Genomic DNA, 26,176 nt, shown 5'->3' on the forward strand with positions numbered 1-26,176 from the left:
GGTTCACTACATAATTTTTTCATGCCTACTTCTTGGTTAATTAAATCATACTAGATCCAAGTAGTCAAGTGTACGAACATTGCAATTTTCAGGTAACTTGCATGGTAGATGCAAGTAGCTGACACTGATTCACTTTATGATGGTGTCATTCCAGTCTGGAATCCAGCCTTTTCATAATCATTAAAACGTTGTATTTTAACATAAAACGGCTACTTTTATGCTTACCAACTTAATAAAATTCCTGGATCCCAGTGTCTGGGCACTGGGATGACACCCTTCTGGTGGACTCAAATCACGATGTTTGCACAGCTGTACGCTTAGTTCTGGTTGCACGCTACCATTCTTGTACATCCATAAATAGAAAATTTACGCTTTAAAAGGATCATATACATCGATTTCCTTAGAATTACTCTTTTTCAATTTTTCACTTAATAATCTTAAAATAGGCTGTAAATCACCATTAATTGATAAGCACAGCACTTCTTTATTGAGATAATTAGCTAGGTGATTCTTCTTTTCCAGAATTTCTGCTTCCCTCAATAAGTCGCATTTGTTTAATACTACAATCTCTTCTTTTTCAACAAGATCACTATTGTAAAGTTCCAATTCATTATGGATACAACTATAAGCCGAAACAACGTCATCGTGAGTTACATCGATTAAATGAAGTAAAATTTGACACCTTTCTATGTGCTTTAAAAATTTATGCCCGAGCCCAACTCCAAGGTGAGCATCAGTAATTATTCCAGGAATATCTGCTATTACAACTTCGCTATCATCCACTTTTGTCACACCTAAGTGGGGTCTTACGGTGGTAAATGGATAATCGCCTACTTTTGTATCGGAATTTGAGCAGCGAGTCAAAAATTTTGATTTACCTGCGTTTGGCATGCCAATAATTCCAACATCTGATAAAACTTTTAGTTTTAATAATACATGTTTTTCTTCGCCAGGCTGACCGTAAGTAAAATGTCTTGGTGCCTTATTAGTAGAAGATTTAAAATTAGTATTTCCAAGTCCACCTTTTCCACCCTGTGCTACTTGAAATTCCATACCAGGCTTGTCAAGGTCTACTATTATCTCTTCACTTTCTTCATCAATTATTTGTGCACCGACTGGAACTTTAAGTATAACGTCTTTCCCTGCTGTGCCAGATCTATCCCTGCCTGCACCATTTTTTCCACTATCTGCTTTAATGTGTCTTCTATAACGAAAATGAAGCAAAGTGTTGAGATTAGCGTCGCTGATGAAAACTATGTTTCCACCCTTTCCTCCATTACCACCATTTGGACCACCAAATTCAACGAACTTTTCTCGACGAAAACTTGCACAGCCATCACCACCGTCACCGGCTTTTAAACACAATTTTACTTCGTCTATAAAACCCATGCTAACCCACGATAATATTTAGCATCCTTTCCTAATGTGCTTTCTATTCTGATTAGCTCGTTATACTTCGCAAGCCTATCAGAACGCGATAGCGATCCGGTTTTTATTTGCCCGCAATTTGATGCAACTGCTATATGAGATATTGTTGTGTCTTCTGTTTCACCTGAGCGGTGAGAAATCACAGCTTTGTAGCCATTTGATTTTGCCATTTCAATTGCAGCAAAAGTTTCTGTTAACGTCCCTATTTGATTTGGCTTGATCAGTACAGCATTTGCCATTTTTTCTTCTATTCCTTTGCCTATTAGTTCACAATTTGTAACAAATAAATCATCCCCAACCAATTGAATTTTACTCCCCAATTTTGCAGTAAGTAATTTCCAACCTTCATAGTCGTCTTCACTCATTGCATCTTCTATAGAAATTATTGGATATTTTTCCACAAGGTCACAATAGTATTCAGTCAATTCTTTTGAAGTAAGTCCCTTACTTTCAAATTCGTAAATTCCATCTTCATAAAAAGTAGATGAAGCAACATCAAGGCCTAGTGCAAAATCACTTTGCGCTGAATAACCTGCTGATTCTATAGCGTATATGATCAAATCAAGTGCTTCTTCAGTACTTTCAATATTTGGTGCAAAACCACCTTCATCCCCTACATTTGTGCTATAACCTTTTTTCTTAAGAATGCTACGTAAGTTGTGGAATACCTCCGCAGATATTCTAATCGCTTCGCTGAAAGTCTCAGCACCGACCGGAAGAATCATGAATTCTTGGAAATCGAGCTTATTGTCTGCATGTACTCCACCATTAATTATGTTAATGAGTGGAACCGGCATAACACTCGTCTGCTTTCCTCCCAAATATCTATATAGCGGCATTTTGAAACTGTTTGCTGCTGCTTTTGCAACTGCAAGAGACACACCCAAAGTTGCATTTGCTCCAAGTTTTGATTTGTTTTTTGTTCCATCCAGTTCAATTAATGCTTTATCAATTGCATTTTGGTCCGCTGCATTCATTCCAATGATTTCATCTGCTATTATCCCATTTACAGCTTGAACAGCTTTCAGCACTCCCTTACCACAATACCTTTTCTCATCTTGGTCCCTGAGTTCCAAGGCTTCTAATTTACCGGTTGAAGCTCCAGAAGGTACAGATGCCCTGCCTATTGCACCATCACAGAGCTCAATTTCTACCTCAATAGTGGGGTAACCCCTGCTATCTAAAATTTCTCTTGCAAATACGTTATTGATTATCTTATTCATTACATTAAACCTTAACTTCCGCAATAAGTGCTGCAGTTTCCTTTGCCAATTTAGCTATATTACTACCAGCACCAATAAATAATACTATATCACTTGGACTTGTCGAATCACTAATAAAATGTGAAATGAGCAAAGCATCATTCATAATTTTTGTGTTATTAAATCCATTACTGATTAAAGCTTTTTGTATATCATCAATCCCACAACCAGGAATAGGCTTGTCTTCTGGGGGATGAACAGGAGTGAGGATGACATAATCAAACATCATGAAAATTCGTATGAATTCATCAAAAAAATTACGAATGCGGGCAAAACGAAGTGGTTCGATAATTCCTATTACTTTTCCTTTAGTAATCGAACGTGCAGCCGTTAAAGTTGCATATATTTCATTTGGATGATGGGCATAATCCTCAATTAACTTAACACCTTTAATATCGGCAATCAAAGAGAATCTTCTTGCTACTCCTTGAAATTCCAAAAGGCCTTTTTTAATATCTGCATCGCTAATTCCGAGCTTTATCGCAACTGATATTGCAGCTAGGGCGTTGCTTACTTTGTGAATTCCAATTGCATTTGATAGTACTATGTTTTTTAAAGGGCTGGATCCCAGTGTCACGCACTGGGATGACATCTCTGTACACTTTCCTTTTGTCATTCCAGCACGTAATGCTGGAATCCAGTTGTTCAACACATCAAATTCTATGCTGTTAGCATGCTGTTTAATGTTGCTGGCTCTTATGCTACCATTCTCAAACCCAAACGTTATAGAATTACCCGCATCATAATCGATGTCTACAGAATCAGGTAAAACTGCAGAACCTGCATTATTCACGAATTGGGAAAATGCATTTTTGATATTATCAAATGTGCCGTAATAATCTATGTGGTCATTGTTGATACTTGTTATGACAGCAATCTTTGCAGGGATTTTTAGCATAGTTCCATCAGACTCATCAGCCTCGATCAGAAAAGTGTCACTCCCTCCAAGTTTGAAGTTGCTCTTATAGGAATTTAATATCCCTCCTACAGTTACAGTCGCATCAATGCCAGAATGATCAAAAATGGAAGCAATCATAGCGGTTGTTGTTGTCTTTCCGCTTGAACCTGAAACCGCTATCACATATTTATCTCTTAAAAGTTCAGCAAGCATGTCTGATCTATGCAAAACGATTTTATTGTTATTTTTTGCCGCAATTAACTCCACATTATCAGATTCTATCGCAGAAGAATATACAACTATTTGAGCTTGGCTTATATTATCAGCATTGTGACCAATGTAAACTTCTATACCCAGCTTTTGTAATCTATCTACATTGTTGTTTGACTGCGCATCACTGCCTTGAACTTTGCAATTGGAATTGTGAAGAATTTCAGCAATGGCACTCATTCCGATTCCACCTATACCAATAATATGTATTATTCCTTTTTGAGTTTTGTTAATATTTAGCAGTAGATGTTTACTCATTACTAAATTTATTATAGTATAATTTAAAATCCTCATAGTATCGAACCCTCTTACCGAATACAATGATAAAAAACCTAACCTTTCTATGTCTAATATTTGTTTTGATAAGTAGCTGCAGTTTTAGCAACAGGTTTAACTGCACTGCAGGTCATTATAAAATTGGCAGCAGCTACACAATAAATGGTATAACTTATTATCCAAAAAACTGTAAACACTATGAAGAGATAGGGATAGCATCGTGGTATGGAATAGAAGATCATGGCACACTTACAGCAAATGGTGAAGCGTTTAACCGTCACTTGATCTCTGCAGCGCATAAGACTTTGCCCTTACCCTGCTTTGTTCTTGTCACTAATTTAGAAAATGGAAGAAAGCTTGTTACAAGGGTTAACGATAGAGGGCCTTTTATTGAAGGCAGAATAATAGACTTATCAGAAAAAGCAGCTCAAGTCTTAGGATTTCATAAATCTGGGCTTGCAAAAGTAAAAGTTCAATACCTAAGAAAGATGTCAGAACAATTGATACAAAATACTCCTCATTACAGAAAGCAATATGAAAAAGAAATGCAGAAACGTCATCCGAAACAAGACAGTGCAGAAAGTAAGGGATATGTTGCATTTTTTAAAAGTGCTCAGGCTGCTAAATCAGCTGCATCAAAGCTTCGCAATCAAGGAATAAAAAATGTTAGATTGCTTTTTAAGAACGATCAATATTGCGTGAAAGTGAGTTATAGGTAGTGGTGAGTGCAGAATTTGAAAGATTTGGTTAATGTAAGGAACGCTGGCTAACTATTGTAAGTTAAAAATGTGATATAAAAAAGATATCAACAATTTATAGCTATACCACCGCGATATCTCTTAGCCGCTAACACGTAGCGGAATGACGAGCTTATCGTCACGCCACCGCTAACCGTCATACCGCGATTCATTCGCGGTATCTCAGCCGCTAACAAGTAGCGGGATGACGAGCTTATCGTCATGCCACCGCGAACCGTCATGCCGCGATTCATTCGCGGTATCTCAGCCGCTAACAAGTAGCGGGATACTTGACCTTTACAGGAATGACAGTTGTCGTTTAGCTATAAATATTAAGAAATTTACCAAATGAAAAAAAAGGCAAAGAAACCCTAGGGTAGCTAGTATTCAAATTCTCCCTTGTCTATTTGACGTCTTTTACTGTCTTAAACACTTTATAAGCGCGTTTCGGCTTGTATAGGTAGAAACCTAAAAGTTTTATAAAGACATGAGGTGCACATAGTGCAAAAAATTAAGCATGATTTACGCCAAATACATTAAGTTTTTTGTCATTAATCCACTGCAGAGATTGCGAAGATAAATAAATAGCTTCAGTTTCATGATAAGAGGGCTGGCGGAGTTTGTCAAGTAAGTTTTTCGTTTCATCCAATGCGCTGCCAAAAGTTTGTTATGCAAGAATGCACTAGCCATTTCTCACAGATTCATTTAAACTTAATCAAGTAGGAGTATTATTAACGCGAAAAGAGTTTAATTAGAGATTTAAGTGATATGGCGCGTGAGGAAGATATAAACCAATTAGTAGAAAATGGATTTGATATTAACTCAAAAGATGCAAGTGGAATCACTCTCTTGCATAAGTTCACAAAAGAAGGCGATTTAGTTGGAGTAAAGTCATTACTAGAGCACGAAGCTGATTTCAATGTCGTAGACAACGAAAATAGAAACCCTCTGCATTACGCCATTATGCATGGACACAAGAAAGTTGCTAAACTTTTTGTTAACCAACTGACAATTAATTCCAAGGATAAAAATGGATTCACTCCACTGCACCTTGCTGCACTACAAGATGACACGGAATTAATAGATTTTTTGATAACAAAAGGCGCAAAAATTAATGAAAAAGATGTCAAAGAGGGCTATACTCCTCTTCATATAGCTTCACTATACGGTTCTAAAAAAAGTGTTCAAATTTTAATTGATAGCGGAGCAAATCTCGAATGTGAAGATAACAATTTTCGTACTCCTTTGTTTTTAACCATTTATCAATGCACTGCACATTATGACAGCAGAGCAGAAATTATAGAATATCTGATAAAGAAAGGTGCAAATATAGAAGCCAAAGATGCAGAAAATAACACTACGCTTTTCCTAGCAGCGTATAACAACAAAATGCAAATAGTAAAACTTATTGCAAAAAAACAGCAAGCAAGTAACGATAAAATTAAACTTAAAGAGTTTTTTTGCACAAAAAACAACCATGGTTTTGATGCGTTAGATTGCGCTATTGAGCATAATAATAGAAAAATGGTAACATTTCTTGTTTCAAAGGGAATAGAAGCAAACGATCAAGATTTTAATGGTAACGCTAGGCTGCATAAAGCTAGCCATAATGGTAACACTAAAACAGTTAAGCTCTTATTGAAGCTTAAGGTAAACGTTAATGCTGTTACTAAATGTAACAGAACTCCCTTGCTACTCGCAGTTAAAAAAGGCCATACACAAATTGTGAAAATGTTATTGGAAGTTAGAGCCAATATGAACATTTGTGAGCAACAAGGTTTTGCACCTCTACATCTTGCTGTTCAAAAGGATTATTTTGATATAGCTCAGTTGTTAACAGAAAAAGGTGCAGACCTTAACATTAAGTGCAATAACGGTCATACCGCAATAGATATGTTCATTAGCAAGGCTCATAGCAAAAAAAACATCGAAGAAAATTACAAAAAATTTTGTAGATTTTTGATGCTTTACCTGAAAGAGCTACATAGTAAACACAAAGCCTGTTGTATACTTTCAACCCTAGCTCTAAGCTTAACAATTATAGGCTTACCATTTATTTTCAAGCCTATTATTAAATACAGAGAAAGAAGTAAAATATATAAAAAAATTAGGGCTATGCTGGTCTACATTTAAGTACAAGAAGAGTATACAAAAAATACATAGCCAAAGCTAATACACGACAATTATCTGCTCGATGAAAATGAGATTAAATACATTTTTAATATTTTTATAGAAATCTATTAGTATAGATTTTGTATGCTGTTCTAATGGCTATTTTTAAATGCTTAATACTCCTCTTCATTATTTCTTGCACACATCTACCTACCAAGCAATATCCTATTAACATAGACAATTATAAGCACGATTATCCGTTGCAACAATATAACACCTCTTTGGAGATTAATGAACCGGCAATACCAGAAATTATGCCTTTACCAATAGAGTTTCCCGATCTCACAATCAGTAATCAGCTTATTTCTATTAATGTTAGTGAAGAAGTATCAGTAAAGGATTTGCTGATTGAGATAGGAAAACTTTCTGACGTTAACTTGGATATGGACCCAAAAATATCAGGTAATATTATTTTAAAGCTAAAAGATAAGGATATAAACGAAGTAATTCAGAGTATAGCAAATAGCGCCAAACTGCGTTACTCAACAAGTAATGGTGTAATTAGAATTGAGCAGGACTTGCCATACGCACAAAATTATTACGTAGACTTCATCAATATTCAACATTCTGCTCAAAGCAGTTTCGTCATTAATAACAATATTACTAACAGTGATGGAAGTAACGTTGATAGGGACTATAACAATGTTATGAAGTCTCAATACAGTAGTGACTTATGGAATTCATTAGAAAAAGGCTTGAATGCAATAATGGATGTTAACGGGGTGGATGATGGCGAATTCCTTTCATCCAACAGAGAAGCTGGTGTTATTATTTTGAATGCTAGAAAAGATATCCACAAAGCTGTTGAAGAATATATTAATAAGGTTAAGAAGTTAGCGTCTTCTCAAGTAATGATAGAGGCAAAAATAGTTGAAGTTGTGCTAGATGACAAATACCTTTCTGGTATGAACTTAAATGACTTACAAGATGGAACTAAGTCTATAATAAATCAAGATAACTCCATTATTAACCTAGCAATGAACTTTGGTGCAAATGATCTAGGAGATTTAGTAAAAAATTTAGACAAATTTGGCACTTCAACTGTAATTTCAAGCCCCAGAGTACATGCTATAAATAATCAGCAAGCGATGATTTCATTTACTAAAAACCATATTTATTTTACCTCCGATATACAAAAAGATACTAGAAACTCTAATCAGACCTTAATTACCAAGATGAATAGCGTCCCAATAGGTGTTGTGCTAATAATCCACCCAAGCATTAACATTGATACTAGTGAAATATTCATGGATATACATCCAACTTTATCAAGAATTAACGGCTACACTAAAGATCCAGATATAGAGTACGTCGCACAGCAGAGTAAAATGAAATTAAATAGCGACATTCCAATTGTTGAAATCAGAGAAATGAACTCTATGTTAAAAATTAAGAGCGGTGAAATTATGGTAATCGGCGGGCTTATAGAACATAGAGAAGATAAGCAAAGCTTATTGCATCAGAAATCAAAAAGGCTAGCGAATAATATTAGAACAGTAGAAACTGTCATTTTTTTAAAAGCAACAATCGTACCAACATTTGGTTTGTTAGATAGAAAAGATAAGAATTTATATATATATTAAATTATCACTAAAAATTAAATATCAAACCAACTTCAATATTGTGAGTAGATATGTCATCTGCAACAGGTATCGGAACGCTAAAGTAACGATAGCCGAGAAAGGTTTTGATTTCTGGGATTATTGAATAATCAACACCAAGTTTTATTTGATAAGCAAACCAAGGAACATTCAGTGGCATTGAATTTTGGGGTGACCCATTAATCCTTTTTAATCTAAAAACTGTTGGTCCTATACCAAGACCGATGTACGGAGCAAATTGTGTATCCTGAACGCTGGGATTATAATAGAAGTTTAACAAAAACGCAAATATACTTGCTGATTTATCAAATACCGGAGGAGAATTACTATCTTCAATATTGGCTATAGAATACGCGGCTTCAAAATCAATTTTACCATTTTCTCCAGCATAGTAACCTAAAGACATGCTGCTAAACCACTGGAAATCAATTTTACCATCAAATTGCTGTATACTTTTAATTTCATCTGCCACTATATTTTTTATTATAAAACCATAATGACTTTCAACTAAAGTTAGGACTCTTTTTCCTATTTCTTGTATACCCTTTACAAATATTTCTGAATTATCATGGTATACCTTACCACCGTTAGCGCTAACATAAAAATCAAGTTTTTTTGATTTTTCTTTTGTAGGCTCAGCTTGATCTGCAATACGTGACCACATATTTTTCTGATCAGCTACTTGGAAAACAGAAGGTGGACTACTTTCAAGTTCTTGATATTTTATTGGTATTTCTTTTGCAGTAACCTCCTCAGAACGTATCACACTTTTATTATTGTCTGTTTCTAATTTTAAGGGTTGTACTTGCTCAATGTGTGTATCATTACTAATATAAGTAATAAAAAAATAGACACATGAAATGAAAATCAAAAATAAAGTAATAGATATTCTAGTTATCATAAATGAATTCACAATTATCATTTACAGTATAATTACTATATCGTATATTTCTTCAATGTACAAAAATTAAGAAAAAATATTTCCAATTAGATAATTATTTTCCACTCCTTTAACATTAACTTTCACAATACTCTTGGCTTGAGCTTTTGATTCAAGCTTTATTAATGCAAAATTTTCTGCTCTACCGACATTATTTTGCTCAACCAGAACACTTTGCTTAGTGTTGATCAAGGATTGACAAAAACTGCTCATAATTTCTTTATTTACTTCTCTTAAATTTTTTACTCGTTCTTTACGCACATTCTCTGGTACTTGTGGCATTCGTGCAGCAGGTGTATTTTTCCGCTCTGAATATGGAAAAGCATGTAGGTAAACTATATTTGTTTTTTTCAGTAAATCAACTGTATCCTGAAACATTTCATCAGTTTCTGTTGGAAATCCAGCAATAATATCAGCGCCAAATGCTATATTAGGCCTCAAGCTCTTCATTTTATGACAAAATTCTATCACTTGTTCTCTGTTGTGACGACGCTTCATTCTCTTTAGTATTAAATTATTACCAGATTGTAGACTCAAATGTAAATGAGGCATAAGTCTTGACTCATTAGCTATTAAATCCATTAATTCGTCGTCAACTTCAGCAACATCGATAGAGGAAAGTCTTAGCCTCTTCAACTCTGGTATATCCTTTAAAACTCTCCTAATCATTGAACCAAGTGATGGCTTACCCAACAAATCTGTACCAAAGTCAGTAATATCAACCCCTGTAAACACTACTTCTTGATATCCATTTTCTACAAAGATCCTGATTTGCTCTATAATACTGTTTATTGGCACAGATCGATTATTCCCTCTTGCCTCAGTAATTGAACAAAATGTGCAGCTATGATTACAACCATTTTGAATTTCAATAAATGCCCTTGACTTATCTTCAAATCCATTAATTAGAACAGGTTCTACTTGGTTATCACTGACCAAGATTTTATCGTCATTTAGTAAGTAATTTTCAGCTTTTAGCTTATCTTGATTACCGAGCACTTTACTTACACCAGGAATGCTACTGTAAACTTCTGGATCCAACTGAACAGCACAACCAACTACGATAATTTCTTTATTTGGATCATTTTTGTAAATCTTACGTATCTTTTGCTTTACCTGACGTTCTGCTTCGTTTGTCACTGCACAGCTATGCACCACAACAACATTTTCTCTCTTTGCTTTTTTTAATGCTTCTTTGATTAACTCGCTCTCGTAAAAATTTAGACGACAACCAAATGTTATCACTTCATTCATGTTAGTATTTTTTGCTTTAATAGACCTAAATTATATCAAATATCCAAGCAAAGTCTCTTGCATGACTATTTTTTTGTAAATAAATGCTATGCAAGCAGCAGACACTGGGATCTCAACGATTTTCACTCAGACACAGTATCACTCCTTTGCTTATTATAGTCTTTTGACCTTTTTAAGATACAATCCGGATTGGATACTGAGTTGGTGAGTATAAAAGTATAGCTTCTACGTCATACCGCTGCGGTATCTCTTAGCCGCTAACAAGTAGCGGGATGACGATTGTCGGTGAATCTAAGTTACCTTAGCTACATTTCTAGCTGTAACTATAAATGTATGGATTTTTTATCGTGCCATGTTATAATTAACGTCTTGCTAAAAATTAAATATTGATGAATGAACTAAGAAAGTTAAGTATTACACAAATGCATGACGGGCTCAAAAAAAAGAGTTTTTCTGCCGTTGAACTCGTAGAGGCGCACATCAGTGCGGTTGAAAATGAGAAATTAAATGCATTTATAACAAAAACCCCAGAGATAGCAATGAAAGCTGCTAAAGCTGCAGATGAACATTTCTCTAGGCAAAAGGATGATTTAATCTCGCCGCTCATGGGTGTACCAGTTGGCATCAAAGATCTATTCTGTACAAAAGGAATAAAAACAACAGCATGCTCAAAAATGCTGGAAAATTTCGTTCCGACTTACGAATCTACGGTGTCTGACTTGCTTTTAAAAAGTGGAGCAGCCATGCTCGGTAAGCTTAATATGGATGAATTTGCTATGGGTTCTGCGAACACAAATAGCTATTTTGGCCCTGTTGAAAATGTGTGGATTAGAAAAAGCGATGGGGAAAAAGTTGTTCCTGGTGGATCATCTGGTGGATCTGCAGCATCGGTGGCTGGATTTTTATGCGCTGGAGCACTAGGGAGTGACACCGGTGGATCTGTGCGCCAACCAGCAGCTTATTGTGGAGTGGTTGGAATAAAGCCAACTTATGGAAGATGCTCGCGTTTTGGTATGATTGCATTTGCGAGTTCTCTAGATCAAGCAGGAGTCATTACTCGTTCTGTCTCTGATTCAGCATTAATGCTGGAAGCAATCTGTGGCTATGATACAAAAGATTCAATATCAAGCGAAAAGCCAGTGCCTAAATTTTCTAGCTTTATAAATGGTGATGTCAAGGGTAAGCGTATTGGTATACCAAAAGAATATAGGATGGATGGAATTTCAGAGGAAATAGTCCATAATTGGGAGAAAGTTGCTTCCTATTTAAAAGAAAATGGCGCTGAAGTTGTTGACGTTACTCTGCCACATACTAAATATGCAATACCAGTCTATTATTTAATTTGTTCTGCTGAAACTTCATCCAATCTTGCTCGTTATGACGGTGTGCGTTATGGGTTCAGGGTTGATGCTGATACCCTTGAAGAAATGTATTCACTAACAAGAGCAGAAGGTTTCGGTAAAGAGGTGAAAAGAAGAATTTTAATTGGCGCTTATGCGCTTTCCTCAGGTCATTACAATGAATATTACGAAAAAGCACAGTGTATCAGGGCATTAATCAGAAATGATTTTATAAAAGCGTTTGAAAAAATAGATTACATACTTGTGCCATCTGCTCCAACAGAAGCTTTTGGCTTAAATGAAAAGCCAGATCCGCTAATTATGTGCATCAATGATGTGTTTACTGTGCCGGCAAGTCTGGCAGGATTGCCTGCTATTTCTGTTCCTGTTGGGCTCTCCAATGAGGGTTTACCACTTGCCTTGCAAGTGATTGGAAATTATTATGATGAAGCTGGAATATTAAATGTGGCAAGTGTGATAGAGCAAAATTGCGGCAGAATAATTAGACCTCTTGCATAATCTATTTTTTGATAGTAATTTTTGCATTAAAATTTGCTTACGCTCCTCAACGTACTCTATGATTCCATTTTTAGATGAATAGCAAAAACAGGGTATATTAATCTGTTTACAAAATTTTCGTGTAACAGTTCACACTTAATTAAACAGACTGAATTCTGTAATTTTGGGATGTTGAAAAATTTACCTCACGTTGTCATTCCAGCGCATAACGCTGAAATCCAGATTTATAGAAACGAAAAAACTTGCTTGACACATTTTGCCAACCCCCTTATTACGATGTGTAGTACAATGATACAAATTAAGAATTCCCCCATCCTGTGCTGGTTCTTCGATCTGAAATCCTACTTCTACCTGATCACAACCAATGTTAATTTGTCCTATTAATGCTTTAATAATGCCGCGCTTAGTTTGCCAATCTAGCTGTTCCAGGTTCGATTTTACACTAGAATAAAAATTCTTTATGCTATTTATAATAAGACTTATTCCTTTTTCTACTGCCTTCTGATCAACTACCTTTTTTTTCTCTTCTTCTATCCCTTGTAAGCGTTCTTTCATTTTTCTCATTGTCTGTTTAAATTCTTCCTCGCTTATATATCCTTTCTCTCCTGCATTTTCTTGACTATAATAATCTTCCATTAATTTTTCGATACCTTCTTTTATTTGATTTTCTCTTCTTGCAAACTTTTTCTCTGATGATTCATCATTTTTATTTTCTAATACTCTACGTTGGTATTCCTTTTTTATCATCTCTGGGTTTTTTAGTACATCTTTCACCTTTTCCCATACTGACCTTACCCAGAAAAAGTGGAGAGAAAGAAAGGAGTTTTTTCGGGTAAAATAAAATTTTGGAGGATTAGAAATGGTAAGAGAATATACGGCAGAATTCAAATTGGAAGCTGTTAAGCTGGCAAATGAACAAAGAAAGGTAGGTCAACCAGTTGCAAAAGTAGCAAGAGATCTAGGAATAAGGGATAGTGTATTAGGAAAATGGATGAAGAAATATAACGAAAAAAAGTCAGCGGCAAATGCATTTCCAGGTAGAGGTAACATGGCTCCTTACGACAAAGAGAGGTTTGATTTACAAAGCAAGAGTAACAAGGGAAAGAGACATTTAAAAAAAAGCCCTGGCCAGTCAAAAAGAGTAAAATATTTTTTTATATAGTAACTGCTATAAAGTACAGGAATTATGTAGGATTTTCTGCTAGTGGCTACTATAAGTGGACCACAAGAAAAATAAGCAGTAGAGAATCAGCAAATAAAGAGCTACTCGCAGCTATTCAAAAAATATATCAAGTTTCTAAATGTAGATATGGAGCTCCTAAAATTCATGCTGAATTGAAGGCTTTGGGTAAAAGTTGCAACTTAAAAACAGTGCAAAGTATTATGCAGAAAAATGGTATTCAGGCTATATTGAGAAGAAAATTTAAAATTAAGAAACAACAAACGGACAGTAGCTCCCAATATATTAGACCAAAACTTTATTGTCGATCAACCAAATAAAGTATGGGATTACTTATATAAAAACCAAAGAAGGATGGCTATATTTGGCAACAATAATCGATCTATATTCACGCATGGTAGTTAATGAGCAGTTCAATAAATAAACAATTGGTTATGGACTCTTTATTAATGGCCGTTAACAAGCGTAAACCTGCCAAAAATCTACTATTACATAGTGATCAAGGTTCACAATATACTTCGCAAGGTTATCAATATCTCTTATCCATAAAAAACATAGATGAGTCATAAAGGTTGTTGTTACGACAATTCTGTTGTGGAAAGCTTCTTTAGCTCATTGAAAAGAGAAATACTTATTGATACTTCACAACACTCTGCTCAACAAACTAGAACTGCAATATTTGAATACATAGAAATTTTTTATAACAAACAACGTCACTATTAACTATTGCATTCCTGAGCATTTTGATTCATCATTCTCTTTGTGAAAAACATTCCAAACTTTCTCTCCACTTTTTCTGGGTAAGGTCAGTTTCCATTTGGTTCAAACTCGGATACAATTTCTCCAGAGCTGGGTAATCTCATACCAGAACCATCTGCTGCAATAAGTCTATAGCCTCTCCAACTCAGGTTCATCCTGATAGGCTGTTTGGATGCTTAAATTCTTGAAAGCCTGTATGGCAAATCTTATACCTTGCTTTAGAAAAAGCTTGCTTTGAGGGTACATGTCAATGGCTCCATAAGTTTACATTCTATTCCCAAACTTTTTTTAACTAACTTTAAAATCATAGAAAATACTGTCGAAAAAGCTTGTTCGTGTAAAACTCAACACAATGGATTTTCTGAAAAGTTTTCGAGTATATTGCATTTTTAATTTGTAAGATAAGATCTTTTCCTTTTTGCATGCCTCACCTAAAAAAGACACATTTTAAACTTTTTTGTTGCAATAAAATAGAAACAAAAGTGCTGTCCCTTGCACTCTTTGGATAATTTAATGATAAAAAATTTGGAGAGAAATTTTATACACTATCGCTGATATTTTTCCTTAAGTTGACGCCATTGCCTGAACGGATACATGACAAATCTATCGTTTATCAAATCGTCGGTAAGCCTAAAGCTATAGCCATTAAGCACGATAAAGAAAATCATTCATAATCGCTATAGCAACTAGTGTAGACACTTGACGTTCCTTGTGATTTGATAAATAGAGGTTTTTATCTGACTTCACAACAAGGGCTTCTGGATGACTTTGAAAGTGAACATTACCATGCTTATCTTCAATAGCCTCTATTACCCCCTCACTGGAAAATGCTGCAACTTTATATCCAAGTGACTCCAATTTTCTTCTATTTTCTGGTGTATTACCTACTGCTCCTGAATGAGCATCTGGAAAATATGTTGAAAACCAGCCATTTTCATTAGGTATTAGGAATTTGGCTACTACTTCTGCTAAACGACTATTTGGAACGATCTTTATCTGCTGGAGAGGTACATCCTCTTTCTGTGGATTAGGTGCTGATTTTAAATGAGATCTTTGCTTCTCTTCATCACTCACAACACTCACTACTTCAATTCCCTTTGCATTCATTATGCCTTCACATATGCCAAGTAAATGAATTGCAGGGTTATCATCAACTATTTTTACAATTGCTTCAGTAACAAGCTGGCGATAAGGAGTGGGTGCTGAATGTAAATTATCCGGAATAAATATCCTATTTATTTTGTGCTCTTTAATGAATTGTGCAACTTCAACTTTTATTCGGTCTAATGTTAGCTTTTTTGCCAATGTTTTATCTTGTTTTGCGAGATTAAGTGACTCTGTCTGAATTTTTTTAAGGCTAATTATCTTATTATAATCAATCAGTACAGTCTTAACCACAAAGTTATTAAACATCTCATAGATATTTTGAGATAGCCCAAGTTCATGTGCTTCTTCCGTTTTCAACAAACCAACAACTACGTCATTATTTACTGTATTTTCTGCCGTCAAGACAGTTGACGCTGGTTCTTCTTTTCTGGTTACATGTTGAGATGCCGGTTTTTCACTAACGCCAGCATAAGTAATATTGCTTAATAATAGCACTATAATTAATAAGATATTAAATATTCTGCTATAATATCTATACATATAGTTTACCCTCTCAACACTTATATCAATATCATAACATATTATAGAACGTTTTACAACAAAAAGGTAAATTTGGTAAGAAAGAGAAGGTGGCCTGAGCAGGAATCGAACCAGCGACACAAGGATTTTCAGTCCTTTGCTCTACCAACTGAGCTATCAGGCCAACTGTATACTTTTATTTTTAGATAAAAAATGTTATTATGTCTATCAAAAGTTTTTAAAGTAGTTTATAAAAATAAAGGATGAACATTAATGACAAAATAGGAATCTACCCTGGCACATTTGACCCTATAACTTTTGGGCATATTGACATAATCAAAAGAGCGTGTAAACTAGTCGATAAATTAATAATAGGAGTTGCAGAAAACGTTAATAAGCATACTGCCTTTGACACAAAGCTACGCACAAGCATGGCTGAAAATGAAATCAAAGGACTAGGAATTGATGCAGATGTTATATCTTTTAATGGGTTGCTAGTGAAGTTTGCCAAAGAGCAGAATGCTTCTGTTATTATTAGAGGATTAAGAGCAGTGTCGGATTTTGATTACGAGTTTCAAATGAGTTGGGTAAATTATAAACTTCTTCCTGAAATCGAAACCATATTTCTTCCCGCTTCTGAAGATACTCAATTTATCTCATCAAGCTTTGTAAAGGAAATAGCAAGATTAGGAGAAGATGTTAGCAAATTTGTATCAAAAGGTGTTCAAAACGAATTGATTAACCTGAATAGGATAAAAAATGGAGAATAGTGCTTGTTGTTTTTTATTTCTGAATGGGTATATTCAATATATAAAATGTTATAAGCTAAAGGAGCAGCATGTCAAAAGTGAGGGTTAATAATAGAAAAGTTTGTTGTCATGGTGATGAGAATGATGAGGGTTCCGGCCATCCATTAATATATTTAGATATGGGAGAAGAAGAGGAAATAGCCTGCCCTTATTGTGAAAAGACGTTTGTCCATGACTGCACTGTAGAAGCGGTTGGGGAGCTGACTAGGGATGAGCTCTAATGGCACTTCTGCAGGCTTAGCTTATGTAAATAGCAATAAGAGGGGCAGTAAAAATGAAACTGTCCATACGGTCGAGCACTCCCCCATGGCCAGGTACCATATTTCCACTATCTTTAACACCGTAAGCTCTTTTAACAAGCGACTCAGTGAAATCGCCAAGTTGCGCTAGAATAGCAATTGCAAGGCCAATGATTGGAGAATAAAAAATTGAAAATAGACCAAAAAATATTGATCCAAAAATTGTGCACACTACTCCAGCTAAAATCGCACCAAGAAGTCCTGTCCAAGTTTTTCCAGGGCTAAGAATTGGGCAAATTTTAGCTCCACCAAAATTCTTGCCAAATAGGTAGGCAGTAACGTCAATTCCCCAAATGGTTAAGACGAACCATACTAATGCGTATTTTCCCTGTGGTAGATTATATAAATATATTAATGAGGCGCTTGGTAGTGCAATCAATAATAATGCAAAAACGTATAAAATTTTATTTCCTTGGGTTAGATTATACCATTCAAAAGAAGATAAAACTGCTATTGAAAAAATCAATAGGTAAAACGATAAATCACTAAAATATGTAGCAAAGGAAAATATGAATAATATTACTATTGAGGACAACATTCTAATTATAAAATTATTATCTACCATATTTTTTCTCTCTTTTTATATAATCTTCTAATGCTTTACTCAAATCTTGACAAGAAAAATCAGGCCATAAAGTATCACAAAAATACAATTCAGCATAAGCTGCTTGCCATAATAAAAAGTTGCTTAACCTTTTTTCGCCGCCAGTGCGAATTAATAAATCCAATTTTGGCAAATCTTTAGTATACAGAAATTTTTCAAATTCCTCTTCTGATACATAAGCAATATTTTCTTTTATAATATTGCTTATAGCTTGTGTAATTTCTTGCTTTGCTCCGTAACTGACTGCCACAGTGAGTAATAAACCATCGTTCTTATGTGTCATTTCTTCTGCTTTTTTAATTTGATCCAATATTTTACTGGATAACAGACTTAAATTGCCAATAAAATTCAACTTAATGTTACAGTTGCAAATGAAATTGACTTTATCTTCATTAGTTAAAACGGAGTAAAATAAATCAAATAGACAGTCAGTTTCGTTTTTGGGTCTAAGCCAATTCTCCATAGAGAATGCATACAAAGTTAAGTAGGGTATGGTTAGGTCCGTACAATACTTGGCAATATCGTATGCAACTTCACTGCCCTTTTTATAACCATCAATTTTTACTCTTCCTTGATTGTTTGCCCATCTACCATTACCATCCATAATAATTGCTAAATGTTTCGGTAAAGATTCTTGATTCAACATTTAAATTTAACCTAATTTTGACTTGAGTGAAATTTTTTGGATTTCAATGGACACCTGGAAGGTGTCAGCTACTTGCATGACAGGAAGAGAGTTACTGTAGTGACACCAATAGTTGATACTTGAATGCAAAATTGGTGTCATCCCAGTGCTCCGACACTGGGATCCAGGAAATTTGATTTCAAACAAGTGCATCAGATAGTTGTATAGTAAAGACTGGATTCCAGTGTCAAGCACTGGAATGACATCATTTGCTATGTAAGCTTTCTCCATATCATTTAGTGATTCAGTATATCCTTTTCTTTGATGGACAATTCACCATCAATTTTTTTTATATTATTATCAGTAATATTTTGTATTTCCTTTTTAGCACCATGAAAATCATCTTCTGAGATTTCTTTATTTTCCTTCATTTTTTCTGTTTCTTCCATAATATCTCTACGTATATTTCTAATGGCAATCCGTGCATTTTCAGCAAACTGATGCAATAATTTCACTAATTTTTCACGGGTTTCTTGTGTCAAGTCCGGAAGAGCTATACGTATGGTGCTACCCTCGACAACAGGATTTAAATTCAAGTTAGCATTTAATATAGCATTTTTCACTTCACCTACAACACTAATGTCCCAAACTTTAATTGATAGGGTTTTGTTATCTATAACCGAAACGCCTGCAACCTGATTTAACTTTTGATGTCCACCATAGATATTTACAACTATACCATCAAGCAACGATGCGCTAGCTCTACCAGTGCGTACACCTTTAATATCATCATGAAAGGACTGAATAGTTTTTAGCATCCTGTCCTTTGTTTTAGTTTTTATTTCATTTAACATAAATTACCTAATGTTTACAATCTGAAACTATAGTATAAGTACCTTGACCCTTAATAATATTGACTATTTTTTCTCCCTTCAAAGAAAAAACTATAATGGGAATAGAATTCTCACGAGCAAGTGAAATTGCTGATGCATCCATAACTTTTAAATCACGAGTCAACAAATCCGTGTAAGAAAGCCTATCATACATTACAGCATCCTCATTTTTTTTCGGATCAGCGGAGTATACACCATTTACTTGCGTACCCTTTAGAATAACATCACAATTCATTTCAACAGCACGTAAAGCTGCAGTTGTATCTGTAGTAAAAAATGGATTGCCTGTGCCTGCTGCAAAAATTACCACTCTACCTTTTTCTAAATGACGAATAGCTTTCCTTCTGATGTAAGGTTCGCATACAGTGGCCATGGGTATTGCAGATAATACCCTAGAAGCTACTAAATTTTTTTCTAAAAAGTTTTGTAAAATTAAAGCATTGATTATAGTTGCAAGCATTCCAATATAATCACTGCTTGCTCTTTCACAACCACTTAAAGACGCAGATGTGCCACGAAAGATATTACCACCACCAACAACAATACATACCTGAACTCCAAGATTACAAACTTCAACTATGCCTTTAGATAACTCACCTATAGTCTCCATATCGTGACCAAATTGCTTTGATCCCATCAAAGCCTCACCAGAGATTTTAAATAACACCCTGGAATATTTTATTTCGCTTTTTTCATTTGTTGAAATAAACATTTTTTGCTATTTAATCTGCATCACCCAAAACAAGTAACTTGTAATTAGAGAGTTTAACAGCACTCAACTCGCTTGATTTTATAAAATCAGAAATCTTCATCTTATCATCCTTTATAAATTTTTGCTCCAGTAAAACAACTTCTTCATAGTACTTAGCCATTCGTCCATCTACTATTTTTTTTGCTACTTCTTCAGGTTTATTTAAGCTCCTCACTTGCTCTTCAATTATAGAACGTTCGTTGTTCAACTTCATTTGATCTAAATCATCTATAGACAAGGCTTCAGGCTTCATAGCAACTACATGCATAGCTATTTGTTTCCCAATCTCTTGTAGCTTCGCCTTATCACCAGATGATTGCAATGCAATTAAAGCACCAATCTTACCTAAGCCATGCGCATCACCATGTACGTAGCCAGCAATAACTCCATCCTTAGCTTCTAAGTAACAAAGCTTGCTTAACTCTAGCTTCTCACCAAGAACTGACGTACCATTCATAATAGCTTCCTGCACTGTGCCAATGCTTTCATACTTGGCATTTTTTAACTCATCAACGCTAGTACAGCGTTCTTGATGAGCAATTGATGCTAAATTTAAAACTAACTCTATAAATTTCTCATTCCTTGCGACAAAATCGGTTTCGCAATTGAGTTCAATCAATACACCACAATTTTCAGTCAAACACATAGCAACGAGCCCATCTGAAGCTACTCTATCAGATTTTTTGTCAGCTTTAGCAAGACCTATTGTACGTAACTTATCAACGGCTTTCTTAATGTCACCATCACATTCTTCTAATGCTTTTTTACAGTCACTTAAGCCAAGCCCTGTTCTATCACGTAATTCTCTTATATCATCTGGATTCATCTTCATTTGTTACTACCTCCCTTTCTTCTTCTTTGTAAACTTTACTACGTCTCCTTTTAGTTTGCACAATACCATCTTCTTTTTCTTGAATAAACTCATCACCCCTTATATCATCAATCTTAACTCCAGATTTTGCTAGACTAGACTCTATTCCAGCTAATATAGAGTCGGTAGCTAATTTACAATAGAGCTCTATTGATTTTCTTGAGTCATCATTTCCAGGTATTAGATAAGTAATACCATCTGGATCAGAATTAGTATCAAGTATTGCAACTATTGGAATTCCTAACTTCTTAGCCTCCTTAACCGCTATATGCTCTTTATTAGTATCAATGATGAATAAGATATCAGGAATTGCTCCCATTTCTCTAATACCGCCAAGCGCCTTATCAAGCTTTTGCTTTTTCTTTTCAATGTTTCCCAATTCTTTCTTTGTTAAAATGCTATCCTCGTCATTTAATATTTTCTCATATTGCATCAAGGTTTTTATCGAAGAAGAAACAGTGCCCCAATTAGTAAGCATACCACCAAGCCAACGATGATTCACATAATATTGACCACAACGAATCGCTTCACTTGCAATAATATCAAAAGCTTGAAATTTTGTACCAACAAATAGAATACGACCACCTTGAAATGCAACGTCATATAAAGCCTTCATGGCCACCTGTAGCAATGGTAGTGTTTTTCGCAAATCAATTATATGTATACGATTTTCTTGATGCACTCCATATATGTATGGAGCCATTTTTGCGTTCCAGCGACTAATTTTGTGACCAAAATGTACACCAGATTCAGCTAAATCACGCACAGTGACTTTAGGCAAATTTGTCATATATCATTCCTCCAAATAGTTTATCTTCCATGGCATAACCCTAATGGGACTACTTGTACAAACCATGTGTGAAATTAAATTATTTACATAGTAATAGAAAAGACAGCAAAGCGCAAACAAAAAATATTGACAAAGGGCAACATGTTTATTAGCTTTAAAGTTGAAGCCCGAAAACGCTAAAAAGAAATTAGGGGGGTGTAGCTCAGTTGGTTAGAGCGCATGCCTGTCACGCATGAGGTCGTGAGTTCAAGTCTCATCACTCCCGCCATATTAGTTTTAGCATAACTTAGAATTCGCAGTATTATTGCCGGTATTGAGAAACGCCTTCACCAAACTTGACATGGCATGGTATTGTAATTAATACTTAAATAGGTTTGTTTTTATCATTAACAATTAGGATTAAATATGCTCATTTCTGAAGTTTTTGCAGCAGATGCAACTAGCAATACATCAAGTATCGGCGCATCTTTTGCTAGTTTTACTCCATTGATTTTAATATTTGTGGTATTTTATTTTCTCATTATTCGCCCGCAACAAAAAAAACTAAAAGAACATAGAAAGATGATAGATCAAATAAAACGTGGTGATACAGTCATTACTTCTGGTGGAATAATAGGTGAAGTTAATAAAGTTGATGAGGCAAATGCACAATTTATAATAGAAATAGCACCAAAAGTTGAGGTGAAAATCCTAAAGTCTGCTATATCTGAGGTTTTAAGCAAAGAAACTCAAAAAGTAGCAGCTAAACCAATTGAAAAAGGCAAAATCGAAAAGAATGATAAAAAGAATAAAAATCAACCACCAGAGGAAAGTAAAAAGGGAAAAGATGATAAAGGCAAAAATGCTACATAACTTTAAAAGAAAGTTCATTTGGTGATCCATTTGTGTGCGGAATATTTGGTGTAGTAAGTAGTGGTGATTCAGTAATACCAACCTTACTAACTGGGTTACAAAAATTGGAATATAGGGGATATGATTCCTCAGGTATAGCAATCATAAATAACGAAGGTAAGATAGAAGTCAAAAAATCAGAAGGTAAAGTCGAAAGGTTATGTGAAGTTGTTGATGACAGCAAGATGTCTCACAGTACAGTTGGTATAGCACATACTCGCTGGGCTACACATGGAGTTCCAGGCCTTAAAAATGCTCATCCCATTCGTACAAATAATGTTGTTGTTGCTCATAACGGCATAATTGAGAATTACAATCTGCTAAAAAAGGGTCTAGAAGAAAGGGGCATGTCATTCCATACTGACACTGACACAGAGATCATACCAAACATGCTAACCTTATATCTCGATGAAGGATTGTCGCCAGTTGATTCTCTATTTAAGTGTTTAAACAACCTACACGGCTCATTTGCCTTGGTCTTATTATTTGCAGAATATCCAGACGCCTTATTTGTTGCGAAGAGAAATTTGCCTTTAGCAATAGGCTATAACTGTAACACAGTGTTTGCTGCATCTGACTCTAATGCTTTAAGTGCATTTGTGGAAAGAATATCGCATTTGGAAGATGATGACATTGCAGTGATAAAATCTAGTGGAGTTAGTATATACAACAATGGTACACAAGTTAAACGCAGTATAGAAAATAGTAGTCCAAGTGATTTTCTAATTAGCAAAAATGGTTACCCTAGCTTCATGCTAAAGGAGATTTTTGAGCAACCGCGTGCATTAAACAAAACAATAAATCAATTTTACAAGCAATATAAAGAGGTAATATTTGCTAACAAAAAATTGTTTTCTGAGCTGAGTTACATTACTATAGTTGGATGCGGGTCATCTTATTTTGCTGGGCTAATAGCAAAGTATTGGCTGGAAAATGTCGCTCAAGTTCGAGTATATCTAGAAACCTCATCAGAATTTAGGTATAGCAACGTCAAGCTGGAAGAAGGCAGCATTGGGTTATTTATCTCTCAATCTGGCGAAACTGCAGATACCATAGAAGCGCTGCGTTATGCGAAATCACAGAAGCAAACAATCATAAGTATAACTAATACATTTAGCAGCAGCATTGAAAAGATCTCAGATATTGTGTTACATACTCTTGCTGGGCAAGAAATTGGTGTTGCTTCAACAAAAACCTTTTCTGCGCAACTTGCAACTTTAGCATGCTTTGCCGTGGAGCTTGGAAAAATAAAAGGTATACTGGGTGGAGAGAGAATAAAACAGCTAAGCAGTGCTATCAATTCTATTCCCGAGTATGTTGAGCACGTTTTGAATGTGATAAAAATACAACATATATCGGGCAGTATATTAGAACACAATAACGTTATTTTAATCGGCAGAGGAAGTTCATACGGAGTTGCAATGGAAGGCGCATTGAAAATAAAAGAGCTTTCATACATCAATACCATTGGTATTGCAGCGGGAGAAATGAAGCATGGTTCTATTGCTTTAATAGACTCTACTGTGCTTGTTATAGCAATTATCCCTTATGATGATTTATTCTTTAAAACGCTATCTAATATACAAGAGATTATTGCAAGAAAAGGCAAAGTAATTGCCTTCAGTGATAAACAAGGAGCGCCATTCCTAAGGGGAGTTTGCGCAGATGTGGTGCAACTTCCAGACACTGATAATTTTATCTCTCCAATCATCTACAGTGTTGCTATGCAATTCCTTGCTTACTTTACTGCAGCAAAAAAAGGGTTAGATGCAGATTGTCCAAGAAATTTAGCTAAGTCTGTCACGGTTGAGTAGTCCATTTAAAGTTAAAGCTAAACTTCTAATTAAGGTAACCAGACTGCATTCTGTGATTTTTAGCAAAACACGATACACAATCGTCATTCCGCTACTAATTAGCGGAATCTATGCCGAGATACCGCGAATGAATCGCGGTATGACGGTTAAGTAATTCGTCATTCCGCTACCTGTTAGCGCCGCGGCGGCATAGCTATCTTCAAAAATATGGTTGAATAATTGTTAATAATAGTGTATAATTATTAATATTTTTAAGCACTTTGGCTATGGCTTTATCTAAGTTTCTCGACCCTAAGCTGGATTTGACCTTCAAAAAAATATTTGGCACTGAAAAAAATAAGAATATTCTCATACATTTTTTGAATGATATTTTAGGGTTTACCGAGATAAATACTATACAAGAAGCGGAATTCCTCAGTACTATAATGGATCCTGAAATTGCATCTGATAAACAAAGTATAGTTGATGTTCTTTGCAGGGATTCTAGTGGGGCCAGGTATGTGATTGAAATGCAGCTTACTCGCGATAAAGGCTTCGAAAAACGAGCTCAATTATATGCTGCTAAGGCTTACTCAAGGCAAGCTGATAAATCTGGTAAGTACATTGATTTAAAGAAGGTTTTCTTTATTGCTATCTCTAATTGTAATTTATTTCCTGATAAGCTTGATTATATATCCAGCCACACTATAAGAGATGAGAAAACCAATGAGCATGACTTAAAAGATTTTCAATTTGTATTTATTGAACTACCTAAATTTCCTAAGAATAAGGAAGAACAGCTAGAAAGCATAGTGGATCGTTGGTTATTTTTCTTCAAATATGCAGATGAAACTACGGAAGAAGACTTAAGGAAAATAGCAGAAAAAGCACCAATAATAAAGTTAGCCTACGATGAATTAGACAGGTTTAGCTGGAATGAAAAAGATTTAGTAGCTTATGAAGAAAGAATAATGGATCTACGCAAAGAAGAAGCCATTCTTGAATACAGACTTGACCTTGCTACTGAAAAAGGCATCCAAATTGGCGAAGAAAGAGGCATCCAAATTGGCGAAGAAAGAGGCATCAAAATCGGTAAAGAGGAAGGAAAAATCGAAGGAAAAATCGAAGGAAAAATCGAAGTCGCAAAAGCAATGCTGGCTAACAATGTTGATGTCAACACTATTGTCAAATTTACTGGCCTTTCTATTAGTGAGATTGAAGAATTAAGTGTGAACGGTTACTAATTAAGAACTTTAATTATCAATCATAAATCACTGAATTTCGCTAGTAAATTTGTTGCCATTGTCCATATTGCACAATTGTATATAAGATATAGTATAACAATAGTGTCCGTTCAGCTAATACCAATTCCCACTGCACAATAAACGGATAGATAACAATGGAAAAAAAGCCATACTATTGCCTTTCTTTCTCACTCCACAATTAAATAACTCTACAATATCGCTTATTTGATTCACTAATAATGAGAATTGGTATAACTTTGCTATTTTTCTCTCTAGATTCTTGCAAAGTTCTACAAGATTAACCACATTACCTCACGGTTTCTCTATGATTATTTTTTTAGATT

General features: G+C 35.0%; 28 protein-coding genes, 2 tRNA genes and 1 pseudogene. 14 read left to right on the forward strand and 17 right to left on the reverse strand.

Translation table 11 applies throughout. The annotated features are described in order from the left end of the window. Positions 1–366: 366 nt before the first annotated feature. Genes cgtA through murC form a run of 3 tightly spaced genes read right to left on the reverse strand, consistent with a single transcriptional unit; the run spans position 367 to position 4,152 of the window. Positions 367–1,389: an Obg family GTPase CgtA gene (gene cgtA / locus AAGD50_RS04760; RefSeq protein ID WP_264724233.1), complete on the reverse strand. Its 1,023-nt coding sequence runs from the start codon at positions 1,387–1,389 to the stop codon at positions 367–369. Next, positions 1,377–2,651, reverse strand: coding sequence for a phosphopyruvate hydratase (gene eno, locus AAGD50_RS04765; protein WP_264724234.1), 1,275 nt, complete (start codon positions 2,649–2,651; stop codon positions 1,377–1,379). Before eno ends, cgtA begins: the two co-directional genes overlap by 13 nt. 4 nt (positions 2,652–2,655) lie before the next feature. Further along, positions 2,656–4,152: a UDP-N-acetylmuramate--L-alanine ligase gene (gene murC / locus AAGD50_RS04770; RefSeq protein WP_264724235.1), complete on the reverse strand. Its 1,497-nt coding sequence runs from the start codon at positions 4,150–4,152 to the stop codon at positions 2,656–2,658. Positions 4,153–4,178: 26 nt separating this feature from the next. Here murC and AAGD50_RS04775 point away from each other — a divergent pair, with 26 nt between their 5' ends. From AAGD50_RS04775 to AAGD50_RS04785, 3 genes are all read left to right on the forward strand, one after another. Next, positions 4,179–4,853, forward strand: coding sequence for a septal ring lytic transglycosylase RlpA family protein (locus AAGD50_RS04775; RefSeq protein WP_010082236.1), 675 nt, complete (start codon positions 4,179–4,181; stop codon positions 4,851–4,853). A gap of 786 nt (positions 4,854–5,639) precedes the next feature. Continuing rightward, entirely contained in the window at positions 5,640–7,004 is a 1,365-nt protein-coding gene (locus tag AAGD50_RS04780) for an ankyrin repeat domain-containing protein (protein ID WP_155968480.1), read from the forward strand. Positions 7,005–7,138: 134 nt separating this feature from the next. After that, positions 7,139–8,626, forward strand: a complete 1,488-nt coding sequence (locus tag AAGD50_RS04785) for a type II secretion system protein GspD (protein WP_015588942.1) — start codon at positions 7,139–7,141, stop codon at positions 8,624–8,626. Positions 8,627–8,633: 7 nt separating this feature from the next. On the opposite strand, the gene AAGD50_RS04790 is transcribed toward AAGD50_RS04785, so the two are convergent. After that, complete coding sequence (locus AAGD50_RS04790) at positions 8,634–9,545, reverse strand: outer membrane protein (RefSeq protein WP_070357048.1); 912 nt, start codon at positions 9,543–9,545, stop codon at positions 8,634–8,636. Between the two features lie 66 nt (positions 9,546–9,611). Then, positions 9,612–10,838 carry a tRNA (N(6)-L-threonylcarbamoyladenosine(37)-C(2))-methylthiotransferase MtaB gene (gene mtaB, locus AAGD50_RS04795; RefSeq protein WP_010082135.1) on the reverse strand — a complete coding sequence of 409 codons (1,227 nt, stop codon included), beginning with the start codon at positions 10,836–10,838 and terminating at the stop codon, positions 9,612–9,614. A gap of 389 nt (positions 10,839–11,227) precedes the next feature. Between mtaB and gatA the strand changes: the two genes are divergently transcribed. Then, positions 11,228–12,697, forward strand: a complete 1,470-nt coding sequence (gene gatA / locus AAGD50_RS04800; protein ID WP_010962643.1) for an Asp-tRNA(Asn)/Glu-tRNA(Gln) amidotransferase subunit GatA — start codon at positions 11,228–11,230, stop codon at positions 12,695–12,697. Positions 12,698–12,877: 180 nt separating this feature from the next. Here the strand turns inward: gatA and AAGD50_RS04805 are convergent, their stop codons facing one another. Then, positions 12,878–13,471, reverse strand: coding sequence for a hypothetical protein (locus AAGD50_RS04805; RefSeq protein ID WP_231115873.1), 594 nt, complete (start codon positions 13,469–13,471; stop codon positions 12,878–12,880). An 85-nt stretch (positions 13,472–13,556) separates the two neighbouring features. Between AAGD50_RS04805 and AAGD50_RS04810 the strand changes: the two genes are divergently transcribed. The 4 genes from AAGD50_RS04810 (at position 13,557) to AAGD50_RS04820 (ending at position 14,600) form a co-directional block, all read left to right on the forward strand. Continuing rightward, positions 13,557–13,859 (forward strand): transposase, encoded by a 303-nt coding sequence (locus AAGD50_RS04810; RefSeq protein WP_151807816.1) that lies wholly within the window; start codon positions 13,557–13,559, stop codon positions 13,857–13,859. 122 nt (positions 13,860–13,981) lie between these two features. After that, positions 13,982–14,197, forward strand: a complete 216-nt coding sequence (locus AAGD50_RS06835; protein WP_353286574.1) for an IS3 family transposase — start codon at positions 13,982–13,984, stop codon at positions 14,195–14,197. Between the two features lie 84 nt (positions 14,198–14,281). Then, complete coding sequence (locus AAGD50_RS04815) at positions 14,282–14,446, forward strand: DDE-type integrase/transposase/recombinase (protein WP_156768661.1); 165 nt, start codon at positions 14,282–14,284, stop codon at positions 14,444–14,446. Continuing rightward, the gene (locus AAGD50_RS04820) at positions 14,436–14,600 is read left to right on the forward strand and encodes an IS3 family transposase (RefSeq protein WP_080717614.1); all 165 of its coding nucleotides are present in this window, start codon (positions 14,436–14,438) and stop codon (positions 14,598–14,600) included. Before AAGD50_RS04815 ends, AAGD50_RS04820 begins: the two co-directional genes overlap by 11 nt. An 89-nt stretch (positions 14,601–14,689) precedes the next feature. On the opposite strand, the pseudogene AAGD50_RS04825 reads toward AAGD50_RS04820, so the two are convergent. From AAGD50_RS04825 to AAGD50_RS04835, 3 genes and pseudogenes are all read right to left on the reverse strand, one after another. Continuing rightward, a pseudogene (locus AAGD50_RS04825) lies at positions 14,690–15,060 on the reverse strand (IS4 family transposase); the annotation flags it as partial. Between the two features lie 221 nt (positions 15,061–15,281). Further along, entirely contained in the window at positions 15,282–16,145 is an 864-nt protein-coding gene (locus AAGD50_RS04830) for a gamma-glutamyl-gamma-aminobutyrate hydrolase family protein (RefSeq protein ID WP_375138385.1), read from the reverse strand. Between the two features lie 228 nt (positions 16,146–16,373). After that, a tRNA-Phe gene (locus tag AAGD50_RS04835) sits at positions 16,374–16,446 on the reverse strand. A 79-nt stretch (positions 16,447–16,525) separates the two neighbouring features. Here AAGD50_RS04835 and coaD point away from each other — a divergent pair. Together coaD and AAGD50_RS04845 are read left to right on the forward strand one after the other, a co-directional pair. Beyond that, the gene (gene coaD / locus AAGD50_RS04840) at positions 16,526–17,032 is read left to right on the forward strand and encodes a pantetheine-phosphate adenylyltransferase (RefSeq protein WP_015589048.1); all 507 of its coding nucleotides are present in this window, start codon (positions 16,526–16,528) and stop codon (positions 17,030–17,032) included. A gap of 68 nt (positions 17,033–17,100) precedes the next feature. Continuing rightward, positions 17,101–17,292: a zinc-finger domain-containing protein gene (locus AAGD50_RS04845; protein ID WP_006279326.1), complete on the forward strand. Its 192-nt coding sequence runs from the start codon at positions 17,101–17,103 to the stop codon at positions 17,290–17,292. Positions 17,293–17,308: 16 nt separating this feature from the next. Here the strand turns inward: AAGD50_RS04845 and AAGD50_RS04850 are convergent, their stop codons facing one another. The 7 genes from AAGD50_RS04850 to rpsB are packed head-to-tail and all read right to left on the reverse strand — an operon-like array spanning position 17,309 to position 21,904. Beyond that, a complete protein-coding gene (locus tag AAGD50_RS04850) occupies positions 17,309–17,935 on the reverse strand; it encodes a phosphatidate cytidylyltransferase (RefSeq protein WP_264723665.1) in 627 nt (208 codons plus the stop codon). After that, a complete protein-coding gene (uppS, locus tag AAGD50_RS04855) occupies positions 17,925–18,620 on the reverse strand; it encodes a polyprenyl diphosphate synthase (protein ID WP_182309382.1) in 696 nt (231 codons plus the stop codon). The genes AAGD50_RS04850 and uppS overlap by 11 nt, the downstream gene beginning before the upstream one ends. A 6-nt stretch (positions 18,621–18,626) precedes the next feature. Next, positions 18,627–18,890, reverse strand: coding sequence for a hypothetical protein (locus tag AAGD50_RS06840; protein WP_039964055.1), 264 nt, complete (start codon positions 18,888–18,890; stop codon positions 18,627–18,629). 5 nt (positions 18,891–18,895) lie between these two features. Continuing rightward, on the reverse strand, positions 18,896–19,453 hold the full coding sequence (gene frr / locus AAGD50_RS04865; RefSeq protein ID WP_264723666.1) for a ribosome recycling factor: 558 nt from the start codon (positions 19,451–19,453) through the stop codon (positions 18,896–18,898). A gap of 7 nt (positions 19,454–19,460) precedes the next feature. Then, entirely contained in the window at positions 19,461–20,198 is a 738-nt protein-coding gene (pyrH, locus tag AAGD50_RS04870; protein WP_400771558.1) for a UMP kinase, read from the reverse strand. A 16-nt stretch (positions 20,199–20,214) separates the two neighbouring features. Continuing rightward, a complete protein-coding gene (tsf, locus tag AAGD50_RS04875) occupies positions 20,215–21,075 on the reverse strand; it encodes a translation elongation factor Ts (RefSeq protein ID WP_006279981.1) in 861 nt (286 codons plus the stop codon). Beyond that, on the reverse strand, positions 21,056–21,904 hold the full coding sequence (gene rpsB, locus AAGD50_RS04880; protein ID WP_010962661.1) for a 30S ribosomal protein S2: 849 nt from the start codon (positions 21,902–21,904) through the stop codon (positions 21,056–21,058). The genes tsf and rpsB overlap by 20 nt, the downstream gene beginning before the upstream one ends. A gap of 191 nt (positions 21,905–22,095) precedes the next feature. Here rpsB and AAGD50_RS04885 point away from each other — a divergent pair. The 4 genes from AAGD50_RS04885 to AAGD50_RS04900 all read left to right on the forward strand — a co-directional run bounded on the left by AAGD50_RS04885 (position 22,096) and on the right by AAGD50_RS04900 (position 25,832). Continuing rightward, positions 22,096–22,172 (forward strand) — tRNA-Asp (locus AAGD50_RS04885). 137 nt (positions 22,173–22,309) lie between these two features. Continuing rightward, positions 22,310–22,756, forward strand: coding sequence for a preprotein translocase subunit YajC (gene yajC, locus AAGD50_RS04890; RefSeq protein ID WP_264723668.1), 447 nt, complete (start codon positions 22,310–22,312; stop codon positions 22,754–22,756). Positions 22,757–22,788: 32 nt separating this feature from the next. Beyond that, positions 22,789–24,609, forward strand: coding sequence for a glutamine--fructose-6-phosphate transaminase (isomerizing) (glmS, locus tag AAGD50_RS04895; protein WP_264723669.1), 1,821 nt, complete (start codon positions 22,789–22,791; stop codon positions 24,607–24,609). A 266-nt stretch (positions 24,610–24,875) separates the two neighbouring features. After that, positions 24,876–25,832: an Rpn family recombination-promoting nuclease/putative transposase gene (locus tag AAGD50_RS04900; RefSeq protein ID WP_341810018.1), complete on the forward strand. Its 957-nt coding sequence runs from the start codon at positions 24,876–24,878 to the stop codon at positions 25,830–25,832. 114 nt (positions 25,833–25,946) lie between these two features. Here AAGD50_RS04900 and AAGD50_RS04905 read toward each other — a convergent pair whose 3' ends face one another. Next, a complete protein-coding gene (locus tag AAGD50_RS04905) occupies positions 25,947–26,138 on the reverse strand; it encodes a hypothetical protein (RefSeq protein ID WP_070356842.1) in 192 nt (63 codons plus the stop codon). Between the last annotated feature and the right edge of the window lie 38 nt (positions 26,139–26,176).

Origin of the sequence: Wolbachia endosymbiont (group A) of Apotomis capreana (assembly GCF_964027025.1) — a bacterium.
Classification (GTDB): domain Bacteria; phylum Pseudomonadota; class Alphaproteobacteria; order Rickettsiales; family Anaplasmataceae; genus Wolbachia; species Wolbachia pipientis.